Annotated in this window: 16 protein-coding genes; 1 reads left to right on the forward strand and 15 read right to left on the reverse strand. The window is 53.1% G+C overall.

The genetic code is table 11. The annotated features are described in order from the left end of the window. Together carB and carA are read right to left on the reverse strand one after the other, a co-directional pair. Window positions 1-3,222: a carbamoyl-phosphate synthase large subunit gene (carB, locus tag H2508_RS08350; RefSeq protein WP_182171782.1), complete on the reverse strand. Its 3,222-nt coding sequence runs from the start codon at window positions 3,220-3,222 to the stop codon at window positions 1-3. A gap of 5 nt (window positions 3,223-3,227) precedes the next feature. Then, on the reverse strand, window positions 3,228-4,370 hold the full coding sequence (gene carA / locus H2508_RS08355) for a glutamine-hydrolyzing carbamoyl-phosphate synthase small subunit (protein ID WP_182171785.1): 1,143 nt from the start codon (window positions 4,368-4,370) through the stop codon (window positions 3,228-3,230). Between the two features lie 342 nt (window positions 4,371-4,712). Here carA and H2508_RS08360 point away from each other — a divergent pair, with 342 nt between their 5' ends. Further along, window positions 4,713-5,924: an MFS transporter gene (locus H2508_RS08360; protein WP_182171788.1), complete on the forward strand. Its 1,212-nt coding sequence runs from the start codon at window positions 4,713-4,715 to the stop codon at window positions 5,922-5,924. Here the strand turns inward: H2508_RS08360 and H2508_RS08365 are convergent. The 13 genes from H2508_RS08365 to H2508_RS08425 form a co-directional block, all read right to left on the reverse strand. After that, window positions 5,912-6,349, reverse strand: coding sequence for an acyl-CoA thioesterase (locus H2508_RS08365; protein ID WP_182171791.1), 438 nt, complete (start codon window positions 6,347-6,349; stop codon window positions 5,912-5,914). The two genes, H2508_RS08360 and H2508_RS08365, sit on opposite strands and share 13 nt — an antisense overlap. Next, window positions 6,346-7,512: an iron-containing alcohol dehydrogenase gene (locus H2508_RS08370; protein ID WP_182171794.1), complete on the reverse strand. Its 1,167-nt coding sequence runs from the start codon at window positions 7,510-7,512 to the stop codon at window positions 6,346-6,348. The genes H2508_RS08365 and H2508_RS08370 overlap by 4 nt, the downstream gene beginning before the upstream one ends. A gap of 33 nt (window positions 7,513-7,545) precedes the next feature. Further along, window positions 7,546-8,529: an NADPH:quinone oxidoreductase family protein gene (locus H2508_RS08375; protein ID WP_182171797.1), complete on the reverse strand. Its 984-nt coding sequence runs from the start codon at window positions 8,527-8,529 to the stop codon at window positions 7,546-7,548. A 46-nt stretch (window positions 8,530-8,575) separates the two neighbouring features. Further along, the gene (locus tag H2508_RS08380; RefSeq protein ID WP_182171800.1) at window positions 8,576-9,496 is read right to left on the reverse strand and encodes an SDR family NAD(P)-dependent oxidoreductase; all 921 of its coding nucleotides are present in this window, start codon (window positions 9,494-9,496) and stop codon (window positions 8,576-8,578) included. A gap of 40 nt (window positions 9,497-9,536) precedes the next feature. Beyond that, window positions 9,537-10,001 carry a MaoC family dehydratase gene (locus H2508_RS08385; RefSeq protein ID WP_182171803.1) on the reverse strand — a complete coding sequence of 155 codons (465 nt, stop codon included), beginning with the start codon at window positions 9,999-10,001 and terminating at the stop codon, window positions 9,537-9,539. Window positions 10,002-10,197: 196 nt separating this feature from the next. Then, a complete protein-coding gene (locus tag H2508_RS08390; RefSeq protein ID WP_182171806.1) occupies window positions 10,198-11,046 on the reverse strand; it encodes an alpha/beta fold hydrolase in 849 nt (282 codons plus the stop codon). Window positions 11,047-11,300: 254 nt separating this feature from the next. Continuing rightward, a complete protein-coding gene (locus H2508_RS08395) occupies window positions 11,301-12,548 on the reverse strand; it encodes an acyl-CoA dehydrogenase family protein (RefSeq protein WP_182171809.1) in 1,248 nt (415 codons plus the stop codon). A 215-nt stretch (window positions 12,549-12,763) separates the two neighbouring features. Then, entirely contained in the window at window positions 12,764-13,903 is a 1,140-nt protein-coding gene (locus H2508_RS08400; RefSeq protein ID WP_182171812.1) for an acyl-CoA dehydrogenase family protein, read from the reverse strand. 37 nt (window positions 13,904-13,940) lie between these two features. Continuing rightward, window positions 13,941-15,122, reverse strand: a complete 1,182-nt coding sequence (locus H2508_RS08405) for an acyl-CoA dehydrogenase family protein (protein WP_182171815.1) — start codon at window positions 15,120-15,122, stop codon at window positions 13,941-13,943. A gap of 171 nt (window positions 15,123-15,293) precedes the next feature. Further along, complete coding sequence (locus tag H2508_RS08410) at window positions 15,294-15,662, reverse strand: nuclear transport factor 2 family protein (protein WP_182171818.1); 369 nt, start codon at window positions 15,660-15,662, stop codon at window positions 15,294-15,296. Between the two features lie 58 nt (window positions 15,663-15,720). Next, entirely contained in the window at window positions 15,721-16,083 is a 363-nt protein-coding gene (locus H2508_RS08415; RefSeq protein ID WP_268920728.1) for a sterol desaturase family protein, read from the reverse strand. Beyond that, on the reverse strand, window positions 16,023-16,289 hold the full coding sequence (locus tag H2508_RS15315) for a hypothetical protein (protein ID WP_182171823.1): 267 nt from the start codon (window positions 16,287-16,289) through the stop codon (window positions 16,023-16,025). Before H2508_RS15315 ends, H2508_RS08415 begins: the two co-directional genes overlap by 61 nt. A gap of 157 nt (window positions 16,290-16,446) precedes the next feature. Next, window positions 16,447-18,270: a cation:proton antiporter gene (locus tag H2508_RS08425; RefSeq protein ID WP_182171826.1), complete on the reverse strand. Its 1,824-nt coding sequence runs from the start codon at window positions 18,268-18,270 to the stop codon at window positions 16,447-16,449. Window positions 18,271-18,592 lie beyond the last annotated feature (322 nt).

The following is an 18,592-nucleotide window of genomic DNA, read 5'->3' on the forward strand; positions in this document are numbered from 1 at the left end:
CTATACTCCTATACTTGCATGCAGGTCTTGCAGCCTGCGCACCTTCTTGTCTGTTTCCAGTTTCAAGGCCATGCACACCGCTTCGGCCGCTGCAAGAGTGGTGGTGTAAAACACTCGATGCGCCTCAGCGCTGGCGCGAATGGGGGCCGAGTCTGCGATCGCACGACGCCCTTCTGTAGTATTGATAATGAAGTCCGCTTCATTGTTCTTGATCATATCAACAATGTGCGGCCGCCCTTCTAGCACCTTGTTAACCCGGCGCACGCTCAGTCCCGCCTGCTCCAGTGCGTTTGCGGTGCCGCCAGTGGCGACTATATCAAAGCCCAACTCAACCAACTGTTTTGCCACCTCAACTATGCCGGGCTTGTCGACATCCCGCACACTGATCAAGGCCGTGCCGCTGCGCGGTGGGGGCGAACCCGCTCCCAACTGTGCTTTAGCAAAAGCGCCGGCAAAAGTGTCACCCGTGCCCATCACCTCACCAGTAGAGCGCATTTCAGGGCCCAAAATTGGATCGACACCAGGGAACTTGTTAAAGGGCATAACCGCTTCTTTAACTGAGAAATAAGGGGGCACAATTTCTTTGGTGTAGCCCTGATCTGCCAGGCTGGTACCAGCCATGCAGCGCGCCGCCACTTTAGCTAGCGATAGGCCTATGCACTTAGACACAAAGGGCACCGTACGCGAAGCACGAGGGTTCACTTCAATGATGTAAATTTCATTGTCCTGCCAGGCCAGCTGCACGTTCATCAAGCCACATACACCGAGCTCCAGGGCCATTTGACGAATCTGCTCGCGCATTTCGTCTTGTACCTCAGCAGGCAAGCTATAGGGCGGCAGAGCGCAAGCAGAGTCACCGGAGTGCACACCAGCTTGCTCAATATGCTGCATGATTGCGCCGATCACTACCTGCTTACCGTCGCTCACTGCATCCACATCCACTTCGACAGCCGCACTGAGGAAGCTATCGAGCAGAACCGGTGAGTCATCAGACACCAGTACCGCATCGCGCATGTAGCGCAGCAAGTCTTCCTCGCGGTAAACCACTTCCATGGCTCTACCGCCAAGTACGTAAGAGGGCCGCACTACCAGTGGGTAACCAATCGTTTCAGCTGCCTCTAGTGCTTCGTCAACGCTGCGCACTGTGGTGTTGGCAGGCTGTCGCAGGCCCAATTTTTGGATCATACGCTGGAAGCGCTCACGATCTTCAGCGCGATCGATGGCATCAGGAGAGGTGCCAATGATCGGCACACCTTGAGCTTCAAGGGCGCGGGCCAGTTTCAGCGGCGTTTGACCACCAAATTGCACAATCACCCCTTTGGGCTTTTCTAGGTGCACAATTTCCAGCACATCTTCCAGCGTCACCGGCTCAAAATACAGGCGGTCAGAGATGTCGTAATCGGTCGACACGGTTTCTGGGTTACAGTTAACCATGATGGCTTCGTAACCATCTTCACGCATCGCCAGTGCCGCATGCACACAGCAGTAGTCAAACTCGATACCCTGACCAATCCGGTTGGGACCGCCGCCTAAGACCAGTATTTTATCGCGGTCGCTCGGCTCAGCTTCGCACTCTTCCTCATAGGTGGAATACATGTAAGCCGTGGTGGAGACAAACTCCGCGGCACAGGTATCAACCCGCTTATACACTGGGCGAATACCGAGGCTGTGACGATGACTGCGCACTTCACCTTCCGTGACACCCAGCAAGACCGACAGCCGGCTGTCGGCAAAGCCCTTGCGCTTGAGGCGGTACATGGCCTGCTTATCAATGTCAGTCAAGGCCAGCGAATTCAGGCTGCCCTCGATTTCAATCAAATCTTGAATTTGGATCAAAAACCAAGGGTCTACACCAGAGTGGCGGTACACCTCATCCACGCTCATACCTGCGCGGAATGCATCGCCCAAATACCAGAGGCGGTCAGGACCGGGGTTGACCAACTCGGAGATCAACTCATCGCGAATATCGGGGTCCTTCACATCCATTTTCGACTCAAAGCCGGAGGAGCCGACTTCTAGGCCTCGAATGGCTTTTTGGATGGATTCTTGGAAGGTGCGACCAATAGCCATCACCTCACCCACAGACTTCATCTGGGTAGTCAGGCGTGAGTCTGCGGCGTTAAATTTCTCGAAGGCAAAGCGAGGAATCTTGGTTACAACATAGTCGATGCTCGGCTCAAAGGATGCGGGCGTGGCACCACCGGTAATGTCGTTCTTTAACTCGTCTAGGGTAAAACCAACAGCCAACTTTGCGGCGACTTTGGCAATTGGGAAACCAGTCGCTTTAGAAGCAAGTGCTGAGGAGCGTGATACCCGCGGGTTCATCTCAATGATGACAAAGCGCCCCGTTTTAGGACACTGGCCAAACTGCACGTTGGAGCCGCCAGTTTCGACGCCGATTTCACGCAGCACCGCCAGCGAGGCGTTGCGCATGATCTGATACTCTTTATCGGTCAGCGTTTGGGCCGGCGCCACGGTAATAGAGTCACCGGTGTGCACCCCCATGGCATCAAAGTTCTCGATCGCGCAGACGATGATGCAGTTGTCATTTTTGTCGCGCACCACCTCCATCTCGAACTCTTTCCAGCCGATCAGTGACTCGTCAATCAGCAGCTCTTTAGTTGGGGATAGATCGAGTCCGCGCAGGCAGATTTTTTCAAATTCGTCGCGGTTATAGGCAATACCGCCACCGGAGCCACCCATGGTAAAGGAGGGCCGGATAATGCAGGGGAAGCCAATTGAGTCGAGTACCTGAAAAGCCTCTTCCAAACTGTGGGCGGTGGCAGCGCGCGGCGTCTCCAGACCGATGCGCTTCATGGCGTCATCGAATAGCTGGCGGTCTTCCGCCATGTCGATCGCTTCCTTGGTGGCGCCAATCATCTCAACGCCATGCTTTTCCAGCACGCCATGACGCGCCAGATCTAGCGCGCAGTTCAAGGCTGTCTGGCCACCCATGGTTGGCAGCAGTGCGTCGGGTTTTTCTGCCTCGATGATCCGCTCAACCGTCTGCCACTCAATCGGTTCGATATAGGTGGAGTCGGCCATCGCCGGGTCGGTCATAATAGTCGCTGGGTTGGAGTTCACCAGAATAACGCGATAACCCTCTTCCCGCAGCGCTTTACAGGCTTGGGCGCCGGAGTAATCAAACTCACAGGCTTGGCCGATAACAATCGGTCCAGCACCGAGGATCAGGATACTTTGAATGTCAGTTCTTTTTGGCATACGGCTTAACTTCTTCCCGCTCGGGCTTCTATCAATTCAATAAAGTGGTCAAACAGTGGCGCGGCATCGTGTGGACCTGGGCCTGCCTCTGGGTGACCCTGAAAGCTAAATGCAGCTTTATCGCTGCGCTGAAAACCCTGTATGGTGCCATCAAACAAGGATTTGTGGGTTACCTCTAGGTTGGCTGGCAGCCCTTCTTCAGCGATCGCAAAACCGTGGTTCTGGCTGGTGATGAGCACCCGGCCATCTTTTAGGTTCTGCACTGGATGGTTGGCGCCGTGATGACCCTGGCTCATTTTCATGGTTTTGGCTCCGCTGGCCAGACCAAGCAACTGATGCCCCAAACAGATACCGAAAATTGGCACATCCGTTTCTAGGAATTCCTGGATCGCTTGGATGGCATAATCACAAGGCTCGGGGTCACCGGGGCCATTGGACAGGAATATGCCATCGGGATTCATGGCCAGCACTTCTGCTGCGGGAGTCTGCGCCGGCACTACTGTGACACGGCAGCCGCGATCCACCAGCATGCGCAAGATATTGCGCTTAACACCAAAATCATAGGCCACCACATGCTTAGTCAACTCGCTTTCAGCAGGCTTGAAAAAGCCCTCACCGAGCGCCCAACTTCCCTCTGTCCAAGTGTAGGACTCTTTGACGCTGACTACCTTAGCCAAGTCCATACCCTTGAGACCGGCAAAGGCACGAGCCTGCGCGAGCGCCTCTTGCTCATCGATGTTGTCGCCAGCCATTAGGCAACCGCTTAAGGCACCTTTATCGCGGAGAATACGGGTCAAACGGCGGGTATCGATTTCGGCCATCGCAATGACATTGCGACGCTTAAGGTAAGAGGAGAAGTCTTCTTGATTGCGGAAGCTACTGGCCATCAGGGGCAGATCACGAATGATCAAACCAGTGGACCAAATCGCCGCAGACTCTTCATCTTCGGGGTTAGTACCGGTGTTTCCAATATGGGGGTAGGTCAACGTCACTATCTGGCGGGCATAAGAAGGATCAGTAAGAACCTCCTGATAGCCACTCATAGCGGTGTTGAACACCACCTCACCGACAGAGCTTCCTTCGGCACCAATAGCGGTACCTTTGAAAATACTGCCATCCTCAAGGGCTAACAGGGCCTGACTGTACAAGTACACCTCCAACGCGTCAGTGAGTGATTGCCATGTAGCGCACAAATGTCCCGCGCGCTCAAAAAAAAGCGAGATCGGGCAACCGCATCTCGCTTTTTATCATACAATCAGCTCTAGTTATTCACAGGACTACACGGAACCCGGATGCTGGCCGAGCGTGTTAAATCTGGCAAAAGATTGTAGGGGAATACGCAGTGGCTGTCCACAGCAGCTAGCCCACTAGAGAGGCCCAGAAAGGCAATTTGGTGATATTACCACCCCGCCCTGTTTAGGGGAGCATCACCACAGCGACATCACCTATGCTGGCCGCAGCATAATTACAATGAAAAGATTGAAGCCCGCATGACTAAGCAGTACAAACAACTCGATATTCGTCAAACCTCCGTCTTGATTATGGGCTTAATGGCGACCGGCATTGGTCAGTCATTAGTCTTTGCGATTCTGGCGCCACTGGGCCGAGAAGTGGCTCTTAGCGAGCTACAAATCACTTCTATCATTGCCGTATCGGCACTCATTTTCGCTCTGGCCTCGCCACACTGGGGGCGTGTCAGTGACCGAGTTGGTCGCAAACCAATCATCATCACCGGCCTAGCCGGCTACACTGTTGGCACGGTGCTCTTTACCAGTGTGCTCTATGCCGGCCTGGCAGGGATGATGTCGGGTCTGCTGCTCTATGCCGTGCTGATGATTACGCGCTGTAGCCAGTCGATTATTATGTCTGCCACCGGCCCCGCTAGCACCGCTTACGCTGCCGACAACAGCTCGCCCAGCATGCGCACTAAGACCATGGCACGACTGGGCACGGCCAACAGCATGGGTATGATTCTAGGACCAGCCGTGAGTGGTGCGCTGGCCACTTTTGGTCTACTGGCACCACTGTATTTTGCCGCAGGATTATCAGCATTGGCGGGTTTTGTGGTGTGGCGCATGCTGCCCCCTACCCCCAAGCAAGACCTGACTAGCCGCAACCCCCGCAAGCGACTCCGTTTCACGGATCCCCGAATTCGGCACTACCTTGCTGGCGCAGTGGGCCTGTTTATCGGTTTCTCCGCTATCCAGCAAACGCTTGGTTTTCTTCTTCAGGACAAGCTCTCGCTATCGGGCATTGAAACCGCCCAACTCACCGGGGCCGCCTTGATGATATCTGCCCTATTCACCTTCAACGCCCAGGTGACACTGATGCAGCGACTCAGGCTAAGAGCGACCCAGTTTTTACGCCTCGGCCTGCTATCACTTCTCATCGGCGCCTGCATTGTTGCCGGCTCTGAGCGCTTTGCTGTGTTGGCGGTGGGTATGGCGTTTATGGGCAACGGCCTGGGACTGGCTATGCCGGCGGTGGCTGCAGGCGCCTCACTGGCCGTCAGCACTGAGGAACAGGGAGCTGTGGCTGGCATGGTTAGCGCCTGCCCCGCGATGGGTTTTGTGGTCGGGCCAATCTGCGCCGGCGCTCTATATCAGATCCACGGCCCCTTGGCCGCGCTGTTTAGTGCCGGCGTATTTTTGCTGGTATTGGTCGTATTGAGCCTACACGACCGTCACACTCACCCGAGATGAATCGCCTCAAGCGCTGCCCGTAGCTGCTCGGGCATGGTCACCGCTTTGTTTGTACTGCGCTCTACAAACACATGTACAAAGTGACCCTGGGCGACCGCTTCATCGCGGCCCTCTCGAAATATGCCCACCCCATAACGCACCGAGCTATGCCCTAGCTTTTCGACCCGTAGACCCGCCTCTATGGTCTCAGGGTAACTGATCGGAGCAAAGTACTCGCAGTCGGAGCTGACCACGAAGCCCACCACTTCACCGCGGTGAATGTCGAGCCCGCCCCGCTCAATTAAGTAGCGATTAACCGCCGAGTCAAAGTATGAGTAATAGACCACATTATTGACGTGGCCGTAGATATCATTATCTGACCAGCGAGTGGTAAGCGGGCAAAAACAGCGATAATCAGCGCGAGCCAAGGGCTTGCTCTTATTCAAGGTAGTTCTCCATAAGCAGCGCGATAGATGGCCAAGGCATCGGCCTCAGTGACTTCGCGCGGGTTGTTAGTTAGCAGCCGCTGCTGCTGCATGGCCTCGGCTGCCAGCATATCCAAATCGTTGTAGGGGACATTCAGCGCCGCCAGCGTAGCGGGCAGCTGCAGCTCTTCGATCAGAGTGCGCAGCCCACTTACCAGTTGAGCAGCCCGCGCTTCCTCGCTACCACTGAGCGCATCCTGGCTCAGCACTTGCGCTAAATCTGCATAAAGTGGCGCTGCAGCAGGAGCATTGAACTCCAGCACACTCGGTAACACCAGCGAATTACTGAGGCCGTGGGGAATATGATAGTGGCCACCGAGAGGATAAGCCAAGGCATGCACCGCCGCCACGGGTGCATTAGCAAAAGACTGCCCTGCTAAACACGCGCCCAGCAACATATTGGCCCGGGCACTCCGATCATGACCGTTCTTCACCGCCTGCCGGATACTACCCGATAATAGCCTCAAAGCTTGGCGGGCCAAATTATCAGATATGGGGTTTTTCTTGTGCTTAGAAGTATAAGCCTCTATCGCGTGGACCATAGCGTCCACCCCCGTCATGGCAGTGATTGCCGGAGGCAGACTCAGCGTCAGCTCGGGATCTAATACCGCAACATCCGGCAACAGCAGCGCTGATGAAACGCCAGCTTTGGTGGTTTCACCGGTAGTGATAACAGCCACCGGGGTAACCTCTGAGCCAGTGCCAGCAGTAGTTGGCACCAGGATTAAAGGCAATCGCCCACCCTTTACTTGGTCAAGCCCATACAGTTCTGGCAAAGATTGCACACCAGCCAGCAGCACCGCGACGACTTTAGCCACATCCATCGAGCTGCCACCACCTACCGCAATAACACCATCAACCCCAGCATCGCGCGCCCTAGCAAAAGCAGCTAAAACTGTGCTTTCAGGCGGGTCTTCACAAACTTGATCAAACACTAGCGCAGGTAAGTCTTCGCGCTGCAGCGCCGCCAATACCGGTGCCAGCAAACCGATCGACACTAGGCCGGGGTCAGTGACCAATAAAGGCCGCGAGATATCCAGCGCTCGACAGTGCTGTGCCAGCAGCAAAGCACTGCCACTGGCACAGTGAATTTTAGGCACTGTGTCGAACTCAAAGGCTAGCACTGGCGGCTCCCGATATGTTGCAGCAGCCAGCGACTACTGCTGAAGACTGATAATCACTTTGCCGCGGGCGCGGCGCTCAATCATGCAATTGTAAGCCGCTTCATACTCCTCCAAGGGAAACAAATCGCATACTACCGGCTTCAATTTGCCCTCGGCGAAATATTTCCACAGCGCTTGGATATTGGCCAGGTTGAGCTCCGGCTCCTCCATAGTAAAGCGCCCCCAAAACACACCTACCAAAGAGCAACCCTTCAGCAGCGTCAGGTTCAGGGGAATACTGGGAATCGGGCCACTGGCAAAGCCAATCACCAAGTAGCGTCCATTCCAGGCCATACTGCGCACTGCTGGCTCGGCATAGTCGCCACCCACTGGGTCATAGACTACGTCAACGCCTTTGCCATCGGTCAGCTCTTTGAGCCGATCTCTGAGAGACTCTGTGCTGTAATTGATCAGCTCATCGGCACCGAGCTGCTGGCACAACTGCAGCTTTTCATCACTGCTAGCAGCCGCAATCACTCTGGCACCCAACAGCTTTCCAAGCTCAATCGCAGTAACACCCACCCCTCCAGCGGCGCCCATCACTAACAGGGTTTCACCCGCGGCAATTTTGGCCCGCTGAACGAGTGCGTGATAGGAAGTGAAGTAGGTGATGCCGACTCCAGCAGCCTGCTCAAAGCTCAGGCCTTCAGGCATCGGGAATACTGTCATTTCATTGGCCGCCACTTGCTCAGCAAATGCACCCCAACCAACCATGGCAATCACTTTATCGCCGGGCTTGACCCGGGTCACCGCAGCGCCGACCTCAAGCACTACCCCGGCGCACTCCCCTCCAGTCACAAAGGGCATGTCGGGCTGCGTCTGATACTTGCCCTGCATCATCAACACATCGGGAAAGTTAAGCCCCGCTGCTTTGATTTCGATCAGCACGTCTTTTTCACCAACGACAGGCAGCGGCCAGTTGCTTTCCAGCACGAGCTTGTCTGCCATACCATACTCTTTACATACCACTGCTTTCATCGATTGCTCCCTTAGTGGGCCAACTAATGCTGCCAGTCAGCCTGTTTTAATCCAGCTTAATGCCGAGACCTTCAGCGGCAACCGTGAGCATTTTTAAGGATTGCTCAAACCCACCTTTGAGCTCACGCAGCGTGTCGTCATTGTTAATTTGCGACCAGTGAGCTGCGATACCTTCTGGCGTCTGCTCTTCGGGGGACAGCCAAACGCTATCGGTTTCGACGATCTTCGCCACAGAAAAGCCGCCAGCACCGGCGCAGAGAATTGTCCGGTTGGGAGCATCTTCGCTGACTAGGTACAAGACCGCAGGGGTTACTGTTTCAGGTGTTAAAAGCTCAAAGGCTTTATCCGGCAGGAGGCCTTCGGTCATGCGGGTGCCAGCAGTTGGCGCCAATGCGTTAACCCGAATGTTGTACTTGGCACCCTCTTGCACCAAAGTATTCATCGCACCGATCACGCCCATCTTGGCCGCGCCGTAGTTGGTTTGACCAAAGTTACCGTATAAGCCACTAGAGGAACTGGTAACAACGATGCGACCATACTCCTGCTCGCGCATTACTTCCCAGCAGGCCTTGGTGCAGTTGATAGTGCCCATTAAGTGCACATCTAAGACTAACTTGAAGTCGTCCAGCGAGCCCTTGGCAAAGCTCTTGTCGCGCAGGATACCGGCGTTATTAACAAGAATATCAACCCGCCCCCAGGTATCGAGCGCCTGTTTCACCATGGCCTGTACTTCATCATAGTTGGCGACATTGGCTCCGTTGGCGATCGCTTCACCACCAGCCGCTTCAATTTCTGCCACTACTGATAGCGCCGCGGCACTAGATGCTCCGGTGCCATCTTTGGCGCCGCCCAAGTCATTAACCACAACTTTGGCACCGCGCTTAGCTAGCTCGATGGCATGACTGCGACCCAAACCCTGGCCAGCACCGGTCACAATGGCAACTTTGCCGTCATAGCGAATAGTCATTAATCAAATCCTCTGTAAAAAATAAACGGCGATGCCAGTACTAGGCAACAACAACCATAGACAGCCACTCTGCGACTAGCGCCGGAGTTTCTTCACCTTCAATTTCCACTGTAATGCCCTGAGTAATCAGCAGGCGGTTGCCTTCTTTTTCCTCCACATCCAGCATCTCAACATGCGCGCGCACTCGCTTACCGGCTCGCACTGGGGCAAGAAAGCGCACTTTGTTAAAGCCGTAGTTGATACCCATGACGATATTTTCGGGAATCACGCCACTGTCCTCACACATCTTCACTAACATAGAGAGCGTCAGAAAACCGTGCGCAATGGTTCCACCAAAAGGGGTCTGGGCAGCCTTTTCTTGATCGATATGAATAAACTGGTGATCCTCGGTGCAATCAGCAAAAGCATTAATACGCGACTGATCGAGCGTCACCCAGGGACCGGGCTCTAGTTTTACGCCCTTCTGTTTAAGCATTTCTTCTTTTGAAACAACGGTAACGGCCATACGGCACTCCTTGGCTGTAACTGGAATAATTATTAGGGTGTTTCACTGAGCCAAAAGCAGTCTTGCACAAGATCTATGTCGACTCAGTGCCAGATAAAACAGTTTTTGAACATACAGTAGGTATTTTTTGCATTCAAGTATTGTGCTGCCGCTTTGCCTTATCAAGGAATGCGGCAGCTCAGTACAAGTTCAGGCCTTAAGCGCGACGCAGAAAAGATAGCACCAAGCTCTCAAACTCGTCCTTTTTTTCAATCATCGACCAATGGCCGCAGTTGGGAAAAACATGGAGCTCGCAGTTGGGGATAATACGCATTGGAATCAAACACATATCCAGCGGTGTTACTCGGTCGTCACGGCCCCAAGTTAACAGGGTAGGCGCCTGTATCCGCGGCAGATGGGCGATAACATCCGCGGCAGCTGCGCCCCGTCGGAACTCAGCAATTTTTTGAATGGATTCCCGCGAATAAATCCGCTTGGTCGATTCAAAGGTCTTGGCTTCTGTCGCCCGCGCGAAACGCTCATCAACTAACTCTTTAGTAAGCAAGCTCTGATCGAAAACCATTGAACGCAACCAACTTTCGATACGCTCTCGCGTCGGGTTTTCCACAAACTCCGTGAGCAGACTCAAGCCATCGGCTGGGAAAGCTGAAAATAGATTCATGCCGATGCCGCCGATAGTTACAAAGCGATTAACCCGCTCTGGGTGATTGGCGGCAATCACTGAGCCAACCATGCCCCCCATAGAGTTACCAATAATATGCACCCTTTCAATAGCCAGCTCATTGAGCAACTCGACTACAGCGGAGACACAAACTGATACTGGGTCACCATCAATTGCCTCACTTTGGCCGTAACCCGGAAAATCCACCACCAAGCATCGAAAGTGCTCGGCAAAAGCGGGCAGGTTACGCTCAAAATTTGCTCTTGCGGTCACCCCGGGGCCGGAGCCATGGAGAAACAAAATGACATCACCCTGGCCGACATCATAGTAATGAATTTTTCCTTGGCTAAGCTCTAAAATAGTTCCTGTGTCTGGTAGCTGCATGACTAACTTACTCCTTAAATCACTTTATCGACCCTTCCTTCACTTGGAATAGCACAGTCAAACTAAGGCTGTGCTGGCCGTCACCTAATGAATTCCTGCTGCGCCTCTTAGGCCCATGTAAATTACCATTAGCCACAGCCCGAACGAGGCAAAACAAAAGAAATGCCTTAACAGTCTAATAAGAAAGACAAAGACTAGCAGAGCCCTTTAGGGAGAGCTGTGCCGGACACTGCTAGCTCCACCCTTAGATCACGCTAAGCATCGCCAGAGCTAGCCGCTTGCTGTGCTTTCATATAGTCACGAAGCTCATTGCGCCCCACTACCATACGGTGCACCTCGTCTGGGCCATCAGCCAAGCGCAGGGTGCGCTGCGCCATGTACATATTGGCCAATGGTGTATCTTGAGACACCCCCAGTGCACCAAACATTTGAATCGCCTGGTCGACAATACGGATCGAAATATTGGGCACCGCTGTTTTAATCATTGAGATCCATACCCGCGCCTCTTTAGGGTCAACGTTATCCATCATCCAGGCCGCCTTAAGCGTCAGTAAACGCCCCATCTCAATGTCCATGCGGGCATTGGCGATAATGTCGATATTGCCGCCCAGTTGGGCCAGTGGCTTACCGAAAGCCTTGCGCGATACTGCGCGCTCACAGAGCAGCTGCAAGGCTCTTTCCGCAGCGCCCAGGGCTCGCATACAGTGATGGATGCGGCCCGGCCCCAGACGTCCCTGAGAAATCTCAAAGCCGCGACCAGGCCCAAGGATGATATTGTCTTTAGGTACTCGCACATTGGTATAGCGCTGATGCATATGGCCATGGGGAGCGTCATCCATGGCAAAAACATTCATCGCTCGCAGGTTTTCAACACCTGGGGTATCCATCGGCACGAGAATCTGAGATTGCTGCAGGTGTTTTGGCGCATCGGGGTCAGTTTTGACCATCACGATCAAAATTTTGCAGCGCGGATCACCGGCACCTGAAATATAGTGTTTTTCGCCGTTGATCACCCACTCGTCACCATCGAGCACTGCATGGGTAGATATATTAGTCGCATCGGAGGAGGCCACCCCAGGCTCCGTCATAGCATAGGCCGAGCGAATTTCGCCGTTTAGCAGCGGTTCCAACCACTGCTTTTTCTGCGCTTCACTGCCGTACTTGTAGAGCACTTCCATGTTGCCAGTATCGGGGGCTGCGCAATTAAAGACTTCCGCTGCAATATGAGACTTGCCCATCTCCTCGGCGAGGTAGGCGTATTCAACCGTAGTTAAGCCAGAGCCTTGTTCACCATCGGTCAAGAAAAAATTCCACAGGCCCTGTGCTTTGGCCTTATTTTTAAGCCCCTCTAAAATCTCTGTTTGACGCCCGGTGAAACTCCAGCGATCACCGACATCAATTTCTGCCAAAAACTCTTCTTCTAGCGGAGTAATCTCATTGGCAATAAAGGCTTTAACCTGTTCTAGCACAGGGGCGATTTTGGGGCTAATTCCCAGATCCATAATGCACTCTCTTATTGTTTGGCGTTAATGCCTGACTCAGGCAGTGTAGGCCTTGTCGGCTCACACTGTTTTATAGTCCTTTGTTAAGTGGCGCTTAATTCTCCTGCAGGAAGCTATACCTAAGAGGCGTACTGAAAAGCCATTAGCGCTGCCGAATGTCAATGACTGCGCCCCATATCAGCTGCAAGATGATTAAAGCTCAGTTTAATTTGCAGTTAATAGCCCTTGAGCTGGGCAAAGCGATTAAGGTGGTAGTTGTAGTCACCAAAACTATGCTGGAGCACTCGTGCCCGCTTCAAAAACAAGCCAATATCGTGTTCATCGGTCATTCCAATACCGCCGTGCATTTGCACAGCCTCATTGCTAACTAGCTCCGCTACCTCACATAACTTCGCTTTGGCCGCACTAGCCAATAGCGACAATCCGTCACCGCCTTGGTCAATGGCCTGCAATGCCTGCAGTACTATGGAGCGGGCCAGCTCCAATTCTGCGAACATTTTGGCTGCTCGATGCTGCAGGGCCTGAAAACTGCCAATTAACTGACCAAACTGCTTGCGCTCTTTCAGGTAAGTTAGGCTGCGCTCAAAAGCCTCTAAAGAAAGGCCTAAAAGCTGAGCTGCTAAACCAATATTGGCGATATCCAAACTGCGTTCTAGTGCCTGACGAGCCTGACCCGCTTCGCCCAAAAGAGCCTCCACACCCAGTTGTACAGCATCCAAGTGCAGCACTCCGGCGGCCCGAGAGTCGACCATACTCCGCGCTTCAATACGCAACCCTTTAGTATCTGCAGGGACAATAAAAACGCTCAATGCATCGCCCTCACCCACCTCGCCAGCACTACGCGCCACCACTAAAAAATATTGCGCTGTGCTGGCATCCAATACGAATTGCTTGCTGCCATTGAGTCGATAGCCAGCACCCTTTGGCACAGCCATAAGTGCCGTGCGCTCGGGGGCATGATGTTTGCCCTCCTGTAGGGCCAGCGTCATCTGGCAATTACCAGCTGCTATCGCCGACAACCACTGCTCTTTCTGTGCTTCAGTCCCCAGCTCATTGATTAGGGTAGCCGCCACTAAGACCGTTGCTTCCAATGGCGAGCTGCTCAAGTGCCGCCCTATTTGCTCTAAGACCAAACCCAAACCTGTGTAACCATAGCCCAGGCCGCCAAAAGCTTCAGGTATGGCAATGCCCGCCCAGCCCATATCGACCATGGCCCGCCATACTGCTGGATCAAAACCACTAGAACTGTTGCTATCGCGCAGTGCACGCAAATGTGACACGCTGGCTTTTTGTGCCAAAAAACCTGCCGCCGAATCCTTGAGCATAAGCTGCTCTTCGTTTAAAACCAGTGTCATCGCTATTGCCCTCTTAGGCTTGGCAGCGCCAGCCCGCTCAAGCGTCCGGCAAACCCAGTACGCGCTTTGAAATAATGTTCAACTGTATTTCCGAGGTCCCGCCCTCAATCGAATTACCCTTAGAGCGCAACCAATCACGACAGAGGCGACCGCCCTCATAAGCCTCACCTTCCCAACCCAAAGCCGCTTCGCCGTTAAGTGCTACATTGAGTTCGTTGCGACGCTTATTGAGCTCTGTGCCGTAATACTTAAAGATCGACGAAGCGGCACCAAGCCCCTGCCCCGCTTTGGCTTCATCTCGAACACGGGCCATCGTGGCGCTAAAAGCCATGGCATCCAGCTGATACTGAGCCAGGCTCTGCCGCAGCACACCATTAGCGAGCCGTCCGGAAGCGTCGCTCCCAAAGGCCTCAATTGCAGCCTCCGCCAAAGACTCACGAGGCGCAGCCCCAAAGCTAGAAATCATCTCTCGCTCGTGAGTTAGTAGGTACTTGGCAATAGTCCAACCTTTACCCTCTTCACCTATTAAGTTGCGCTTATAGGCCTTGGCATTATCAAAAAAGGTTTCACAAAAAGGTGAATTGCCGCTGATCAGTTTAATGGGGCGGGTGGTAATTTCGGGGGCATCCATGTCGAACAACACAAAGCTAATACCCTCGTGTTTGCTACCCGAACTGTCGGTGCGCACCAAGCAGAATATCCAGTCAGATTTATCGGCGTAAGAGGTCCAAATTTTCTGCCCGTTAATGAGGTAATAGTCGCCCTTGTCTACGGCGCGGGTTTGCAGGCTGGCGAGATCGGAGCCGGCATTGGGTTCCGAGTAGCCCTGACACCAGCGAATTTCTCCTCGAGCAATCGGCGGCAGGTGTTCTTGCTTTTGCGCTTCGCTACCAAACTTCAGTAGCGCAGGCCCTAACATCGAAATGCCAAAACTTTCTAAGGGCGGTTGCGCATTGATCCGTGCCATTTCTTGCCGCAGGACTTTGACTTCTTCGCCACTAAGCCCGCCACCGCCATACTCCTTGGGCCAGTGGGGCACCGTCCAGCCTCGTTCGGCCATGCGATCACACCACAGCTTTTGGTCGGGGTGTTTAATTTCAGGATTACGCCCGCCACTGTATATATCTTCAAAGGAATGCAGTGTAACCCGCATACTTTGAGGACAGTTTGCCTCTAACCAAGCGCGGGTTTCGTCGCGAAACTGCTCCAGTTTACTCACAGGCGCACCTCTACTCTGGCTGCAGTACCAAGCCCTGCTAAAGCAAGCTTAAGTTAAGCTAGTCAGCGAAGCTCGGACAGCAGCTAATATTGGATTTTTGAACATATAGTATGTTTTGCTGCCATTCAAGTATTGAGCAAGCGCTACCTGAAAGCGACAAGGGCCAAACTTTCACTCTAACGACAAGCTGGCTTTTATTATTTTATTATCAACGACTTCGTACACAGCTCGGATATTCAACTCAAAGCTTTGCCCTTTAGTAAAAGCCATGCCCATAAAGTCTTCCACCTCTCGTTTCGCTGTGAAACGGTCCAGTATCTGTATATATGCGAAGCCATCTTTAAAGCTGATGTCCTGCGGCGTCATTTGATCAATAAAGTTAGCCGTAATATCACGATAAACTGCAATGATTTGATCAGGCCCTCTGATGACTCCCTGGGCTGAAATCAGCTCGACCTCATCGTGATAAAAGGCCCTTAAAGCCTCGGCATCTTCGCTGTTATAAGTCTCGTAATAGGACTCAAAGAAAGCTTTGTCCACTCTATCTCCGCTCGCTGTGTTGGCTTTTCAAAGCCAGATCAGACTACAGATAAATGCCTTATTTATCGCCAACTTTCCACAGGCGCCACAGAAAAGGCAGCAATAGCACCCGGCGAATCTGAGTATCTCGCTTAGCGCTGAGATAATTCAAACCTAAAGGTATGCCTGCACCAGAGCCGGGCTGGCGGGCTGTACCAAAAAGATGGTCAAACCAAGGCACGATGGTGCCGTAGTTGCTGTTGGTGAGAGACTCATCAGAGCTATGATGAACTCGGTGGAAGCTTGGCGTAACAATCAATGGCTGCAGGAAGCGATCAACAGCCGGCGCTATTCGCAGGTTGCTGTGACTAAAGTGACTAATCAAGATACGCAGCAATTGGAAGAGAGCGCAGTTGGGCCACCTTTCTTCATGGACACCCAAGCTACAAAGGCCAGTAGTAGCGCCAGAAAAATCAACGCGGCTGTGCCAAGTGTCGGCACAGAGGTCGCTGCCACAGCTGCGCCAACAGGCGCAAAGGTGATACTACCCGGGCTTGCAGCCCCTGCTAAGACCGAAGGAGATAATGCTAACGCTAGCAAAGCTAAACTAGTGCGCGACGCCAAGCGATTGAAGGTTGCCATAATCATCGTTATGTCCTCACGCACTCTTTGTTAGCGCGTAGTTCAAGCCAATATAGTTATACTTTTTACTTGCTCGATAGACCCTCACACAGCCCAAAAGATTTATAAACAATTTTAAAGCCCATTCGTGATTGCGCTCACACTTTTCCTTGGGAGCGGAGCTCTAACTGGCTTCCGCCGCTTTGCCATTAGCTAAGCGCTCCTCCGGCGCTAAAGCCAATACAATACTGTCCGCATCGGGGCTTAAGTCTTCACCGGCTACGAAGGGCACAATCCAGCCTTTGCCATCAATCACAAATAAAGGCAGATAGTCCACGCCATTTTCAGCTTGGTATTGCTCCCAGCCAAACTCTTCACTCAGTCGCGTGCTCTTAATTTTCCAGCCACGGTTGAGTAACTTGAGTACCTCGCCATAGGTCACTTCTTCACCGAACAGCTGTCGCCCCTGATAGCCCTGTGTAACCTGGTGCTTTTCAGCCTTGCGCATTGATATATCTGAAGCCAAGCGGAAGATACGCCGCGCGCCAAAATCCTGTTGATAGTGAATAGCAGCAATCACGTTGACATAGCGTTGCCGCGACATCGCCAACAGACCACCAATGCCCGACAAGTCCAAATGTATTTCGGCATGCTCTGATACAGGATTGCCATAGTAAGTGTCTAAACCCGCCAAACGTGCCGCACGGATGTCTTCGCGACTCGAGTCTGCCAATACACAGCGATAATCGTGCTCTTTGAGCGCTAGCGCCAAGGCCCGGGAAAAGGCATTGGCACCGACAATTAAAAAACCACGTGGTGAGGGCTCGGTCACCCCCAGCATACGAGCAATCGGCCGAGCTGTGGCACTTTGCAAAACCACCGTGCCAATAATCATGGTGAAAGTCAGCGGGACTAGATAGATCGCCTCGTCATAGCCGATCGCAATCAGGTTTTCCGCAAACAGCGCTGAAATAGCCGCTGCGACAATCCCCCGGGGAGCAATCCAAGATAACAGGCCGCGCTCGCGCCAATTGACGTCCATGCCCAAGGTACAAATCAATATTTTGGCTGGCCGGGCCAAGAATTGCAGCACCAGTAGCAACAGCAGAGCCTTCCAGCCGATACTGGCCAGCTGCTCAAGGTCGATCCGCGCAGCCAGTACCACAAAGAGCACTGAAATCAGCATCAGGCTGAGGTGTTCTTTAAAGTTGAGAATGGGGTGAATATCCACATCGCGCTTGTTAGCTAACCACATCCCCATCACAGTGACCGCTAGCAAGCCAGACTCGTGGGCTAAAGCATTAGAAACACTAAACGATAGCAAGACCAAGCAGAGGGTGGCCAAGTTGTGCAAATACTCGGGTAACCAGTGATGACTCAGCATACGGCCCAGCACAATCCCCGCCGCCAAGCCAGCTATTATCCCGACCAACACGGTTTCCATGAACAGCAGTAGGACGTGGGTAATCGCCGATTGATCCGTACTGACAATAATGAACTCGTAGGTCATCACCGCCATCAAAGCCCCGACCGGATCGATAGCGATACCTTCCCAGCGCAGGATATTGGCCACCTTGCGCGTGGGCCTCACTGAGCGCAGCATCGGCACTATCACCGTAGGACCAGTGACTATCACCACCGCCCCAAACAGGGCGCTGATCTGCCAGCTGAAATCGAAGATATAGTGGGTGGCGGTTGCCACGATAACCCAAGTGACCAGCGCGCCAATGGTTACCATGCGCTGTACAACCTGACTGACCCCGCGAATTTCAGCGATATTCAGCGTCAAACTGCCTTCAAATAGAATAATTGCCACCGATAGCGAAACCACCGGCATTAGAAGATTGCCAAAAACCTCATCTGGCACCAGCCAGCCAGTCACCGGCCCAGCCACCAAGCCAGCCAATAGCAAGAACAAAATTGCCGGTAGACGCACCCGCCAAGCCAACCACTGACAAAGCGTTGCAATCAGTAATACGATCGCCAGAGAGAGTTCCAAGTGCTGCATGTTGCCCGATCCGTGTAGCAAATAATGCAGCGACTTTGGGCCAGCGCCCATGTGCTGTCAACCATGCAGCAACAGCCTGTGGCAGCGGCAGCAAAGTTCAAATCGCTGTTAAGTTCAACAGCGCGAACTAACAAGGGCCACTCAGCCCTACCTGCCGGAGGAGTCAAACTGTTAACCTCAATGCAGTGCATATGCTGCTCACTGACTGGGCCAAGCTGACAAGACGCTGAGCTATCTAGCTTAGAATGATAGAAATACGCGTTTTAACGAGGCCCCAGGACTTGGGCGCCAAAGATTCAAACTAAGCCTAAAAAAGGAATAC

Source organism: Sediminihaliea albiluteola, from assembly GCF_014077625.1.
Lineage (GTDB): Bacteria > Pseudomonadota > Gammaproteobacteria > Pseudomonadales > Halieaceae > Sediminihaliea > Sediminihaliea albiluteola.

Excerpts from the sequence above, each read along its gene's own strand:
- carB (WP_182171782.1), bottom strand. The coding sequence starts at position 3,222 with ATGCCAAAAAGAACTGACATTCAAAGTATCCTGATCCTCGGTGCTGGA.
- H2508_RS08360 (WP_182171788.1), top strand. The coding sequence starts at position 4,713 with ATGACTAAGCAGTACAAACAACTCGATATTCGTCAAACCTCCGTCTTG.
- H2508_RS08375 (WP_182171797.1), bottom strand. The coding sequence starts at position 8,529 with ATGAAAGCAGTGGTATGTAAAGAGTATGGTATGGCAGACAAGCTCGTG.
- H2508_RS08380 (WP_182171800.1), bottom strand. The coding sequence starts at position 9,496 with ATGACTATTCGCTATGACGGCAAAGTTGCCATTGTGACCGGTGCTGGC.
- H2508_RS08385 (WP_182171803.1), bottom strand. The coding sequence starts at position 10,001 with ATGGCCGTTACCGTTGTTTCAAAAGAAGAAATGCTTAAACAGAAGGGC.
- H2508_RS08390 (WP_182171806.1), bottom strand. The coding sequence starts at position 11,046 with ATGCAGCTACCAGACACAGGAACTATTTTAGAGCTTAGCCAAGGAAAA.
- H2508_RS08395 (WP_182171809.1), bottom strand. The coding sequence starts at position 12,548 with ATGGATCTGGGAATTAGCCCCAAAATCGCCCCTGTGCTAGAACAGGTT.
- H2508_RS08400 (WP_182171812.1), bottom strand. The coding sequence starts at position 13,903 with ATGACACTGGTTTTAAACGAAGAGCAGCTTATGCTCAAGGATTCGGCG.
- H2508_RS15315 (WP_182171823.1), bottom strand. The coding sequence starts at position 16,289 with ATGATTATGGCAACCTTCAATCGCTTGGCGTCGCGCACTAGTTTAGCT.
- H2508_RS08425 (WP_182171826.1), bottom strand. The coding sequence starts at position 18,270 with ATGCAGCACTTGGAACTCTCTCTGGCGATCGTATTACTGATTGCAACG.